At 51.9% G+C, this 12,870-nt stretch carries 7 protein-coding genes; 1 reads left to right on the plus strand and 6 read right to left on the minus strand.

The window, feature by feature from the left end:
- From AC06ND_RS07410 to AC06ND_RS07435, 6 genes are all read right to left on the minus strand, one after another.
- Nucleotides 1-209, minus strand: a 209-nt coding sequence (locus AC06ND_RS07410; protein ID WP_475678351.1) for a hypothetical protein, incomplete at its 3' end; no start/stop codon positions are given.
- Between the two features lie 123 nt (nt 210-332).
- Nucleotides 333-767 carry a hypothetical protein gene (locus tag AC06ND_RS07415; protein WP_475678352.1) on the minus strand — a complete coding sequence of 145 codons (435 nt, stop codon included), beginning with the start codon at nt 765-767 and terminating at the stop codon, nt 333-335.
- 61 nt (nt 768-828) lie between these two features.
- Nucleotides 829-4,647 (minus strand): DUF6443 domain-containing protein, encoded by a 3,819-nt coding sequence (locus tag AC06ND_RS07420; RefSeq protein WP_475678353.1) that lies wholly within the window; start codon nt 4,645-4,647, stop codon nt 829-831.
- Between the two features lie 4 nt (nt 4,648-4,651).
- A complete protein-coding gene (locus AC06ND_RS07425; protein ID WP_475678354.1) occupies nt 4,652-7,783 on the minus strand; it encodes an RHS repeat domain-containing protein in 3,132 nt (1,043 codons plus the stop codon).
- Between the two features lie 582 nt (nt 7,784-8,365).
- Nucleotides 8,366-10,573: an anaerobic ribonucleoside triphosphate reductase gene (locus AC06ND_RS07430; protein ID WP_475678355.1), complete on the minus strand. Its 2,208-nt coding sequence runs from the start codon at nt 10,571-10,573 to the stop codon at nt 8,366-8,368.
- Between the two features lie 214 nt (nt 10,574-10,787).
- The gene (locus AC06ND_RS07435) at nt 10,788-11,429 is read right to left on the minus strand and encodes a 4'-phosphopantetheinyl transferase family protein (RefSeq protein WP_475678356.1); all 642 of its coding nucleotides are present in this window, start codon (nt 11,427-11,429) and stop codon (nt 10,788-10,790) included.
- A 277-nt stretch (nt 11,430-11,706) separates the two neighbouring features.
- On the opposite strand from AC06ND_RS07435, the gene AC06ND_RS07440 reads away from it, so the two are divergent.
- A complete protein-coding gene (locus tag AC06ND_RS07440; RefSeq protein ID WP_475678357.1) occupies nt 11,707-12,699 on the plus strand; it encodes a malate dehydrogenase in 993 nt (330 codons plus the stop codon).
- Nucleotides 12,700-12,870: the final 171 nt, after the last annotated feature.

The raw sequence follows: 12,870 nt of genomic DNA on the forward strand, positions 1-12,870 counted from the left end.
TCGTCATAGCTGTTGCTCGCGACAACGACCGGAGTACCGCCGTTCAGCGAGTGGGTCACATCCAACAGGCGCGAAGCATGGTCGTAGGTGTAATGGATATCCTCCGTGACGATTTCCTCGTCGGAGGTCTGGGCGTGCATCGGCACGCCTGCCATGATGGACGTAATGAGCACCAGCATGGCACATATAAATCTATTTTTAGAATTCATCTTGATATACGATTAGCATCCCCGCAGCCTAAAAACGGTGCGGGAGGAAATAAAGGGACGGGCAGAGCCGTCCCCATATTATAAAAAGGTTTACTCTCCTAATGTAATAGGACCAACTTATGTCTAAAGACTAATTTGAAGACGTCCATCTTCGTCACCAAAGTATACATAACACCCGTTTTGCCAACACAAATAAACAAAATAACAATACCTGCCGTGATCCGTTTTTACCATATCATTCAACGATGATCTGTACTTTTCAAGAATATAGGGAAAGCCAAAAGAATTGTACTCAGATGCCATCTCAACGTTCTCTTCCACAATACAGTCTTTTACTTGCTCATAGAATTCTTCTGTCACGACAATTGGAATATTATGCTGAATACTCCTAAGTAAAAATTCCAGAAAAGCATCTTCAGAGATAATCTTGATATTTAGGCAGTGGTATAGACTTAGAGGATCATAACAAAGAAGATCGACTATCCCATTATGTGAAATAGGCACTATACACTCAACTGGCTCCACTTTGCACAACACGGCATCCTGAACCTTATTCATACGATTTGTGCATGATGCAAAAAAACAGACCAATATAACAAGGACAGCCAGCGCGCGCAGTTTAATTGTCGACATTGTAGTAATCATAATCTCGTTCTTCAACTTTTAATACTCTTCTTACCTTATTTTCATAATCAATAGACAGGCGCTCGTCTGAATTGCCTTTTTCTCCTTCTATTTTATCTCCCATTCTGGCTTTTTCATGATCATATTCAACAGATGTTCCTTTTTCGTCATTCAGCATATGGCCAAGTTCATGAGCCAGACCTATTATTGGCGGCCTCTTACGTCCGGAATACGTATTATAATTGTCTGGGTTATAATACAACGTGTTCCTACTTTTCATGTATCCATTCCCCTTTTTACCATCCTCTCTTCTGTTGGTATGATAGATGTGATATACACTACCTGATTTTTCAAGATCACCTATACAATCACTTAAATCAGAATCTAATGCCGCCAACGATTGTAAATCGTTAGTTACCTTTGTGACATAGTTATCTACTCCCAAAAAAGCCAAAACCCTATCTAGCAAGCTACCGATTACAATCTTCATCCCATTAGGATCCTTGTATTTTATTGGATCCGATGCACAATAAGCATACGACGTCAAAGGATAGTATTTCTCCGCGAGTGGATCCACCGAGGTGAAGCGCCCCAGGGCAGGATCGTACATCCTCGCCTTGAAGTCGTACAGGCCGAGACCGTTGTCCAGGTACAGCTCGTTACCGCTGAAGCGGTAAGGCTGAGCCACAGAACCGGAGAGAGGAAGGGATCCTGTCTCCAGACCACCGTCTGTCGGATGCAGCTCCGCCATCGACGCCATCGCGTTGCTCGCATAGCTCAGACCGTACGGATAGTAGTGGTTCACCTGAGCCACAGCGCCGTCTGAACGGGCCGCGACCCTCGTGCTGCCCAGATGGTCCTTCAGGAAGAACACGTACTCCGAACCCAGGTTGCCTACGGAGACCATGCCGCCGTCGAACAGGACATACTTCAGCACACCGTCCTCGTACACCAGGTTGCCGCGGTAGTCTGTGGTACTTCCCGATGAGTCAGAGCCCGTGACCGTGCGGCTGATCTTCGTCCCGTCCGGAAGGTACGAGAACGTCTCCGCACCGCCCTGGTACGAGACAACCGCTGGCTGGTTGCCACGGTTGTACGACACAGTCATACCCCTGTTCAGATCCGATGTCATGTTGCCGTTGCCGTCGTAGCTGTACTCCACCGCCTGGTCTGCGCCGTCGCGGAAATCCATCGAGCCGGGCACGCTCGAACCCACGGAGACGTCCTCCGTGCGAACCAGGCGGTTGCCCTCGTATGTCATCGACAGGTTGTCCACGATGCCCTTACGAAGCAGGGTCCTGTCCCCGCTCCTCAGCAAAGATAGCATATTTCCCATTACGTCGTACGAGTAGCTCGTCCCGTAGCCTGACACCGGAGTACCATTCTCGCCGTACACCGCCGAGGTCAGGCGGCCCAGGCCGTCATAGGTGAAGTCGTAGCTGCGCATGCCGGCGTCCCCTGACGCACGCCACTCCATCGACGACACGTCGCCGCCGAAAAGGCCTGTCGTTCCGGGACTGCTGCCCGGGCGCGGATCCTCGTAGTGGAGGATCTCGCCGAACAGAGGACCGCCTATCTCTGTGATCCACGAGCGGACGTTGTAAGAATAGCTGGAGGAGAGGGAGGGGCTGACGCCCCTCTCCGTTCCAGAAAGCCTGCCAAGTTCGTCATAGCTGTTGCTCGCGACAACGACCGGAGTACCGCCGTTCAGCGAGTGGGTCACATCCAGCAGGCGCGAAGCATGGTCGTAGGTATAGGAAAGGTCCTCCCCTATGGAAGGGGAGACCGTGTTTTTCCTGTGTGCGCGATGCTGATGGACAGGGTTGCCCAGGAAATCGTACTCGACATCTTCGACACTCCATCCTCCGTCCGGATAGGAGATCTCCGAATGTGTCATGCGGCCTCTCTGGTCGTATCTCACTAGATTCCAGACAAGCTCGCTGCCGATTGACTCTCCCATCACATGCTGACACGAGCCAGTCTGCCTGCCCATGGTGCTGGGAATCGGTGAGCCATACAGAGACTGGCCGCACGGCAGGCCTGTGGAGAAATCCTCCAAGAATGCGTAGTCATCATAGTATGATGCCGACATAACCTGAGGCGAGACGAGGGACAAGCCTGAGCAGGCGTACCCTGCCAAAGGACCATTCTGACCGGCGTATTCCGCTTTCACGACAGTGGGTACCATCTCGCGGAGCGAAATGTTGCGGGAGCACACACCGCTGACACACTGCCTTCCATGAATGTCATAGAGGTAGAAAGTAGACTCTCCTCGGGAAGACTGAACTCCGTCCTGGCTCAGGACAAGCCTGTCGGCATCGTCGTAGACCATCTTCACCCAGCCGTTGCCGGGAAGCTTCTTGGCGCAGACCCTTTCACGCGCGTCGTAAAGATAAAGATAGGCATACTTGTCAATCTCAGAAATACTCAGGTTCTGGCTTCGGGAGAACTGCTCAGAGAGAGCGGGAGGAATCACGGCGGTAAGATTGTCAAGGCCGTCGTATATCATGTACGTGTCAAGATATTGCTCCTCGGATCCGTTCCTGGATACCTGTCGAGTCAGTATCTCCCTGCCGAGCCTGTCGGTGAAGGTGAGCGTCTCACGGCCGTCCTCGTCAGTCACCGACCTGACCTGAAGAGTCCCGTCAGGATAGCTTCCGGTACATCTCACCGTATGGTAGAAACCGACGAGGGGTATCAGTGAGAGTCTCAGACAGTTAAGATAGTTGTTTTCCGTACTGTTGCAGAGGTATTGCGTATGCACGTATCGATCAGACTGACGCCACGAATCTCCCGGGCCGTATTCCTTCTCAGGCCTTCCAAGAGGACTCCCGTCATATACTGTCTCGGAATAAGGGGTGCCATCACCCAGATTAGCGAGGGATGAACCGGTCTTCAGGGCTTCGGTGTCGACATGTAAGTCATTGTAAACGACATTGTGTCCGGGCATAATCACCGTTTCCCTGCTTGTCAAGGACGGCAGCCAATGTTTTGAAAGTCTGCCGTTCCCGTCATATTCCGTGAGGGACGCCATGGTCATCCCGGAAGGGCTGGCTCCGACTTCGTGGACAGACTCCTCCCTACCGAAGTCATCAAGCCAGGTCACCCTTTCCATCATAGATCCCGGATGTTCACTGCCGTCACGGCTGGTCAATATGTTGACGTGATTCCAACTAGTTGCCCGATATCTGATCAAAGGAATACACTCCAGGGATATCAGGATGGAGGAGTTCGCCTGGGATTCAACGGAGCTGAGCAGATTCACTGAAGAGGAATCCATGGATGTACTGCCAGAGATCGAGGCCATATTATCTGAGAACCCGCCATACCTGAGTAGGTATTTACCGGGAGGAAGAGATACGATAACACTGTCTCGGCGATCATGTTCGTCACCTATATAGACCTCAAGGGTGGAGCCATGGACCATGAACGGAAGCCTGGCATACAGAGACTCCCCGCTGTCCGTCACCGAATACAGATCCAGAAGAATACGGCAGTCCACCGATGGGAAAGCGGCGTCTATCCCGCGATGATAGGTGAACTCCCTGAGGTTGAAATGGACATCAAGGCTGTCATGCGACATGACGTAGCATGAGCGGTCGTCGGCGGGAGTATTGCCGGATACATATTTACGAAGACTGATTCCCGTGGCACGGCCGCGCACGAGAGGATATTCCGGGAGAAGAGGAGATGCTTGACCGAGACTGTCCAGGAGCTGGTCTGTCGGCTGAGCCTGGATGGCGGAGCAAAGTGAGACCGCCAGGATGAGGGGAACCATGAACCTCCTCTTGATATGATTGATGATTGTACGCATTATTCTAGTCGTTGTGATAATGATATTCATATTTTCTTACTGTCTTTATTTCTGGATCACCGGACTCGCCTCCGAAAACGACAGACTCCCTGGACAGACGTCCCAAAGCATCGTAGTCATAGAAGGTCGTAAGCCCGTCAGGAGCTATCGTCCTGGTCAGGTTAAGACGCGAGTCGTAACTGTAGCTCCATACCGGATTGCCATATACATCACGATCCGATGGGTCTGGTATTATTGGCTGTACGACAGCGTTGGCGGACTGCGGCTGAGCCGAACCTGCCGACACGGGCATCGATTCATACTCCGCCAGAGTCAGGCCTTCTACCCTCTTCATCAGGCGCTGGCCCTGTCTGGTCCACTGCAGGACGCTGTGAGTCCCGTGTTCCACGATCTCGGTCGGATTGCCATAGTCGTCAACATCAAGCACCTCATAATCCGTTCTGAGTGGGCCGTCAGCACCGAAACGGGTCTCAACCATGGATACATAACAGATCGGACGGTTCGTCTCGCCCGTATAGGAATATGTATTGATCGTAGACCTGGACTTCCCGCCATACGACACCTGAGTGGTGACCACCGGCGAGACAATATGTGCTGAAGTCATCCATCCATATTCCTGAGGATAGTCGGAAGGATAGGTGTAGGTCGTGACCCTCGGGTCTCCGTCACTCGACATCACGGATTCCGACACTACTCGCCTGCTCGGGCTATAACTCCTCCACGTGCTGTCGCAGTATTCCCGCTCACGGGTTACAGTTGAAGCAAGCATGTAGCTGTAGGTATTGGTATAGGTCAGCCAACCTATTACCGCACTCGTCACATTGTATGGATTTGAACTGAAGTACACCATCCTCTGGGTCGCAGTCAGAAGGGAATTGTCATTGACCCTGATGTAGCGATAGGATTCTGAGCGCACCTCAGTACCGTCTGCACGGTGCCATGAACGGGAAAGAAGCTTGCCGCGCTCGGCAGAATTGCTCGTGTAAGGGATTCCTGCACCACGGGCAACGTGATTGTACGAATGATAGGCAGGAACATCGTCATGGACATATCCGTGTATGTCCGTGCCATAGTTGCTGAATCGGTTGACGACATAGCCCAATGAGTTGCCGGACTGGTCCAGAGTCTCTTCTATGACACACGAATAGCCCACGTCAGGACTGTTAAGGTTTGTGACTGGAGACCCGAAACCGTACATGCTGGAGATTGTCATGCTTATCGGATACGGACCATACGAGCCGAGCAGGGGAATCCACTCCGTGTTGTACATCAATGTAGAATAGGAGACCGTGACAGGATCCTCCATCTTCGCTATGCCACTACTGACTGATGAGGGACTGAGAGACTCGCTATAATGATACACTTTCGAAGACACCACATCGCCCTCACGGGATAGTGAAGTGATGCTGCGCACCCTAAGCCCCCCGGATATACCCGGCATATCTGCCAGAACATGATTGGGCTGTTCAATTCGGGAATAGTCGTTCCGCTCATACTCGAACACCGTCCTGCCTCCCGTAGGATAGATGACCTCTGTAAGTGTCTCGCTTTTCATGCCGATGACGCTCGACGGAGCATCCATGCTCTGTGACGAAAGACTGTGGGTATGGCCGTTCCAGTAGCCCCAGCGGTCCGTCTGAGGAAGAATGTAACCTTTGGGCATACGACCCGGATCATAGACGAACCTGTACTCTGGCATGTCAAGGTCGGAGGTCTCCTCGGGAATGTAATAGAAAGGATACATCACGCCTCCGCCCTCAACGTATCTCGTGCTTATGTCCACCTGACCGGTACGCCATGCCACACGGCCCAGCTTACGACGGGTACCTTCCTCATATTCGAAAAGGACGGAGGTGTCACCTTCACCAAATATGTCGATCTTTATGCCGTACAGTACCATCGCCTTGAACAGACCGGCTATGTTCTGCCTCGCAATCGGGTCGGAGGAGTGGTCAAAGGATGGGAGAAGATACGTGAACTGGGTACTAGGGTCCGAATCGAAAACCTGATAGAGGGATGTCCTGGAAAAGCCGCCTTCGCTCCAATACAAGGCTCCACCGGTATAATTGTCCGCAAATGCGTCCGCGTATCTCCAGTCTGGCTTGTAGCCTAAGAGTATTCTCTCGTTTGGAGTGATTATGCTGGTGAGACGCGCAGGGAAGAGAAGAAATCCAGTGAAGCCGCGGCGCCCGGTGTTCATGCCATTATCCCCAGAGGCGGAGAAGCCCGACACCTGGACTCTGCTCGGGCTGTAACGTATGTCTGCCATCAGGTCACAGTCTGCACTCTCATACTGATATGTGACGACATGGCCGCCCGGAGTCTCTATCCTTCTCAGATGCCACGATGTGGCGACCAGGTCGCCTGTCCTCCTGGAATAGTATGGGACGCTGAAGTCCGTGGCATACAGTCCCCCGAAGGTGAAGCGGCAACCGTCTGGCGTCACCAGGACGAACTCGATGAAGTGACGACGGTTGGAGTCTCTCCCAGGCCACTGACCGAAGCTTGGGATTCTCGGACAACTGTTCTGCATCGTGTAGAAACCAGAGGAAGGATCAAATTCCACCTTTATGTCTTCGTCACTGACGACGACCCATTCACCTTGAGGACTGAGGTAGAAGTTTCCAGAATGGCCGAAGAAGCTGAATGAGAATTCGTCGGCCGACAGCTCGAACCATTCTGGACCTTCAGAGTTGGTGAAGTCTCGTGTAAGGACGTCAAACTGATTGTCTGTAATTCCTGCCATATGAGAATGGCTGCCATAATAACCGTTCTCATAACTGCCCGTCTTCTTCTCATCGGGAACGCCACGGACGGTACGCGAGATACAGCCGCCGCTCTGAAGGCTCCAGCCAAGTCCGACCGGACCTGGGTAGTTGTTCGGCCTGACGGATGAAAGATGGTAGCTCAGGATGATCGGGAAGGCCATGTTACCCACCTTCATCTCATGGATTGGAACGCTTATCTCAGGGACTCCAGTGAAAAGGCCCACAGGGACTGTCCCATAGGTGCCGAGACTTGCCGCCTCGGGCGATGGCACACTGTACACAGGAGCCACCTGGGCGACGGCAATAGCCGTCCTCAATGCTGCCGCAATCGCGGAGCATATGATTGTTCTTGTTATGTTATTTCTCATTTTCTGATACTGATCTTGACTTCCAGATGTCGGTGATCGAGTCGACGCCCAGAAGTATGGTTGATGAATAGTCCGCATAGCCTCTTGCTTGAGAGGCTCCCTCTTTCAGCGGATAGGAGGGAACTTAAAAAATTCTTATGCATAAAATTAATCTCTATGCGCATACCATTCCCCTGAACGGGTTTGAGTACGCACTATGGATACTGTCCCGGTATAAAACCGGGATGAAGATTACCGAAGTCCCCCTTTAGCGAGGACTGTCGGCTGGTATGTGCATAGCGCTTCGGGAAAGGCAGAGTTTGGAAAAGTGGAAAACTCTGCCTATTTTTGAAACGCCTATGCAAAACAGGGGCGACTAATCCCTGTTATGTACCAAACCCATGGCACCTAAATGGAGCACTGATCTTGGCGGATGGAGCTCCATTTTTTATAGTCTCTACTCGAGTCTACATCATAAGAATATTTTTTTGTTAATACATAACTACCCACCCTACGCACGATAGTGTGTGGGCATGCGCCATCCACGTATGGAATGTGGATGGCGATGTCCGTGTGTATAGGTTTTGTGTTCGGGTATGTCGATTATTTGTGGACGACGCGGTCGCGAAGCTCGGCGAGCTTTGCTGAATTCCAACGGTCGGTGGTACCTACGAGGTAGCCGGTGATACGCTGGAGCTTGTCAATCCTCTCGCTGCCGCAGTGAGGACATACGGTGAGACCAGCATCCGCATTCTCGAAGCCACAGTCGAGGCAACGGTTACGGTTGTGGTTGACTGAGCAGTAACCGATGTTGTACTTGTCCATGAGGTCCACGATAGCCATGATCGCATCTGGGTTGTGGGTAGCATCGCCGTCGATCTCGACATAGAAGATGTGGCCACCGCGGGTAAGGTCATGGTAAGGTCCCTCGATCTCTGCCTTGTGCTTAGGAGAGCAGTGGTAGTATACAGGGACATGGTTGGAGTTGGTGTAGTACTCCCTGTCGGTGATACCCTCGATCTTGCCGAACTTCTTCTTGTCCATCCTGGTGAAGCGACCTGAAAGGCCCTCTGCAGGGGTTGCGAGGATACTGAAGTTGTGCTTGAACTTCTCGGAGTACTCGTTTGCCTTGTCGCGCATGTAGGTAACGATGCGGAGACCGAGCTCCTGGGAAGCAGGAGACTCACCGTGATGCTTGCCGGTGAGGGCGACGAGACACTCTGCGAGGCCGATGAAACCGATACCGAGGGTACCCTGGTTGATAACCGACTCGATGGTGTCGTCCTCCTTGAGGTTCTCCGAACCGATCCAGAGATTGCTCATAAGGAGAGGGAACTGCTTCTTGAGCGCGGTCTTCTGGAAGTTGAAACGCTCGTTGAGCTGCTTTGCTGCGATGTCGAGCACGCCGTCAAGCTTGTTGAAGAATGCCTGTACCCTGTCCTCCTGGTCCTCGATGCCCATGCACTCGATGCCGAGACGCACGAGGTTGAGGGTGGTGAAGCTGAGGTTACCGCGGCCTACGGATGTCTTAGGTCCGAAGCGGTTCTCGAATACGCGGGTACGGCAACCCATGGTCGCGCACTCATGGTTGTACCTCTTAGGATCGTTGATGTCCCATGCCTCGTTCTGGTTGAACGTTGCGTCGAGGTTGATGAAGTTAGGGAAGAATCTTCTCGCGCTCACCTTGCACGCGAACTTATAAAGATCGTAGTTCTTGTCTTCAGGGAGGTAGCTGATACCTTTCTTCTTCTTCCAAATCTGGATAGGGAAGATGGCGGTGCTTCCGTTGCCCACACCCTCGTAAGTGGTGTTGAGGATCTCACGGATGATGCATCGTCCTTCAGCAGAGGTATCGGTACCATAGTTGATTGAGCTGAACACCACCTGGTTTCCACCGCGAGAGTGGATAGTGTTCATGTTGTGGACGAAGGCCTCCATTGACTGGTGTACCCTGTTCACGGTCTCGTTGATCGCATGCTGCACGATTCTCTCGTCGCCCATCACGCCTGAGAGAGGGCGCTTGATGTAGTCGTCGATGCGGACGTCGTGGAGACGGCTGTAGTCATCACCGTTGAGGTCGGCGATCTTGTCGATCTCCTCAATGAAGCTCTTCCTTACGAAAGGAGCGAGATAGAAGTCGAACGCAGGGATTGCCTGACCACCGTGCATCTCGTTCTGGCAAGTCTCCATCGAGATACATCCGAGGATGCTGGCAGTCTCGATCCTCTTTGCCGGGCGAGACTCGCCGTGGCCTGCAGAAAGACCACCCTCGAGAATCTTGTCGAGAGGATGCTGGACGCAGGTAAGAGACTTGGTAGGATAGTAGTCCTTGTCATGGATATGGATGTAGCCGTTCTTGACAGCCTCCCTCACGTCCTCGGAGAGAAGGCACTCGTCAACGAAGCTCTTCGTAGACTCGGAAGCGAACTTCATCATCATGCCGGCAGGAGTGTCGGCATTCATGTTGGCGTTCTCACGGGTGATGTCGGTAGACTGAGCCTCGATGATCTCCTGGAAAATCTCGCGAGACTTTGCCTTGCGGGCAAGGTTACGCTGGTTACGATAGGCGATGTACTTCTTTGCGACCTCCTTGCGTGGGCTCTTCATGAGCTCCATCTCGACGAGGTCCTGAATCTCCTCCACGCTGAGGGACTCGCGCTCGTTCTTGGTTACGGACGCAGCGATTTCTGCTGCGAGGACGATGTCCTCACCGCCTTCGGTGACTGCCATTGCCTTGAGTACGGCATCGATGATCTTTCTCTTGTCAAACTCTACGAGACGTCCGTCTCTCTTGACTACATTCTTTACCATGAGAACTCTGTTTAGGTGGTTAGTTCTGACTTTCAATTCAAACGGATGACAAAGATAAATCATTTAGCACCAAAACGAGCGTCAGAAGCCGAAAAAAGTTTTCAACAATAACAGCAAAAGCCTGTTAACTCATTAGCTAACAGGCTTTTAATACCAATTTTAATTTAGAATTTCTAAAAATTAGAGTAGGTATGATAACTTTCTTGTTAAATCCTTACTCAGCAATCCAGACGAGGACATGGCGGTCGAAGATCATGTATCCGAGCTCGAATTCCTCCTCGTGTCCGTCCTTGTGGATGAAGGTCGCCTCAAGCTCGCCCTCTCCCTTAGGATTGAACCTCTCGAGTTCGATCTGCTCCGCATAGTCGACGCGGTTGATTGACATTCTCTTGTAGATGGCCTCCTTTGCGCACCAGTAGATCGCGAGCTGCTCCTTCCTGTCCTCTGCATCGTCGTCCAGGTCGTCGATCTCGTCCTCGGAGAGGGCCCTCTTCTCGACTGCGGTGAAGTCCCTGTCGAGAGACTCGATGTCGATTCCGAGGTCGTCCTCGTCGTGGGTGATGATGGCTACGTACTTGTCTGTATGGGTGATGCTGATGCTGGTGATACAGTTCTCGAGGTATGGCTTGCCGTTGTCGTGGTGGCTGAGGTACATCTTCTCCTCGAACACCTCGTTCAGGAGTGCGCGCACAGCGAGTCTCTGCTTTCTCTGCGCATCGTTGCGGAAGAGCATGATCTCTTCCATCTCATCTGTAGGGACGGAGCTCAGGTCGATGAGTTCCTGTTCGGTCTCGGTTATCTGCCAGACTGCGATCTCCGCCTTGTTTTCAAGTTTCTTTCTAAGATATAGTGCCATATATACGTCTGTCGCGCTCCCCTTACGAAAGAGGAGTGCAATTGATGTTTCCTATAGTTATGATATTATTTGCAGCGTCCGACAACGGGTCGTCAGAAGGCTGATCCGTCGGAATTGCACAGAGTGCTATTGCTGGACTGGGAGGTTGTTCCACTGCTGTAGTTATTCTTTGATTCGGCTGCAAATATAGTGTTTTTTTGGAATATGTTACCTATATTTGCATTGATTCGGGTCCTAGCCCCGAAAAACTATGAAATCACTAATCAATTAAATAACTATGAATTATTTAACTAACGAGAAACTCGTAATCGTCGGTGCCGGTGGAGCAATCGGTTCCAACATGGCACAGACAGCCCTCATGCTTGGCCTTACCCCTAACATCTGTCTCTATGATATCTTCGCACCTGGTTGCGAGGGCGTAGCAGAGGAAATGCGTCACTGCGGCTTCGAAGGTGCAAATGTAACCTGGACCGTAGATCCAAAGGAAGCTTTCACCGGTGCAAAGTACATCATCTCATCAGGTGGAGCACCTCGTAAGGACGGTATGACCCGTGAGGACCTCCTCAAGGGCAACTGCCAGATCGCCGCTCAGTTCGGTGACTATGTAAAGGAATATTGCCCAGACGTAAAGCACGTTGTCGTTATCTTCAACCCTGCTGACGTTACAGCTCTCACCGCTCTCATCCACTCAGGCCTCAAGCCAAGCCAGCTTACCTCACTCGCTGCTCTCGACTCAACTCGTCTCCAGAGCAACCTCGCTAAGGAGTTCGGCGTTCCTCAGAGCGCAGTTACCGGTGCACACACCTATGGTGGTCACGGCGAGCAGATGGCAGTATTCGCATCTAAGGTAAAGGTTGACGGCAAGCCTCTCTCTGAGATGGGTCTTTCTGCTGAGAAGATGGCTGAGATCAAGCACAACACCATCCAGGGTGGTTCTGCAATCATCAAGCTCCGTGGCCGTTCATCATTCCAGAGCCCTGCATACTGCTCAGTGAAGATGATCGAGGCTGCTATGGGCGGCGCTCCTTTCACCCTTCCTGCAGGTACCTATGTAAACTGCGACAAGTGCGGTTTCAAGAACGTGTTCATGGCGATGCCTACCACTATCGACGCTACCGGCGTACACTATGTACAGCCTACCGGTACTGAGGAAGAGCTCGCAGCTCTCAACTCTTCTTACGAGCACCTCTGCAAGATGCGTCAGGAGATCATCGATCTCGGCATCGTACCTCCAGTAGAGGAGTGGAAGAGCCTCAACGCCAATCTTTAATTGACTTGCCCTCGGGCATAACGATAAAGAAATCGAGTAGGAGGAAAACAAAAGTAGTTTCCTCCTACTTTTGTTTTCCGACCTCTCACACCACCGTACGTGCCGTTCGGCATACGGCGGTTCTTCATTGTTCAGTGCAATTTGACGTAGTAGTCCATAAGACAAGGATAG

The organism is Candidatus Cryptobacteroides sp., assembly GCF_056207615.1.

Coding starts and splice junctions, on each gene's coding strand:
- AC06ND_RS07415 (WP_475678352.1), bottom strand. CDS start 767: ATGAATAAGGTTCAGGATGCCGTGTTGTGCAAAGTGGAGCCAGTTGAG.
- AC06ND_RS07420 (WP_475678353.1), bottom strand. CDS start 4,647: ATGCGTACAATCATCAATCATATCAAGAGGAGGTTCATGGTTCCCCTC.
- AC06ND_RS07425 (WP_475678354.1), bottom strand. CDS start 7,783: ATGAGAAATAACATAACAAGAACAATCATATGCTCCGCGATTGCGGCA.
- AC06ND_RS07430 (WP_475678355.1), bottom strand. CDS start 10,573: ATGGTAAAGAATGTAGTCAAGAGAGACGGACGTCTCGTAGAGTTTGAC.
- AC06ND_RS07435 (WP_475678356.1), bottom strand. CDS start 11,429: ATGGCACTATATCTTAGAAAGAAACTTGAAAACAAGGCGGAGATCGCA.
- AC06ND_RS07440 (WP_475678357.1), top strand. CDS start 11,707: ATGAATTATTTAACTAACGAGAAACTCGTAATCGTCGGTGCCGGTGGA.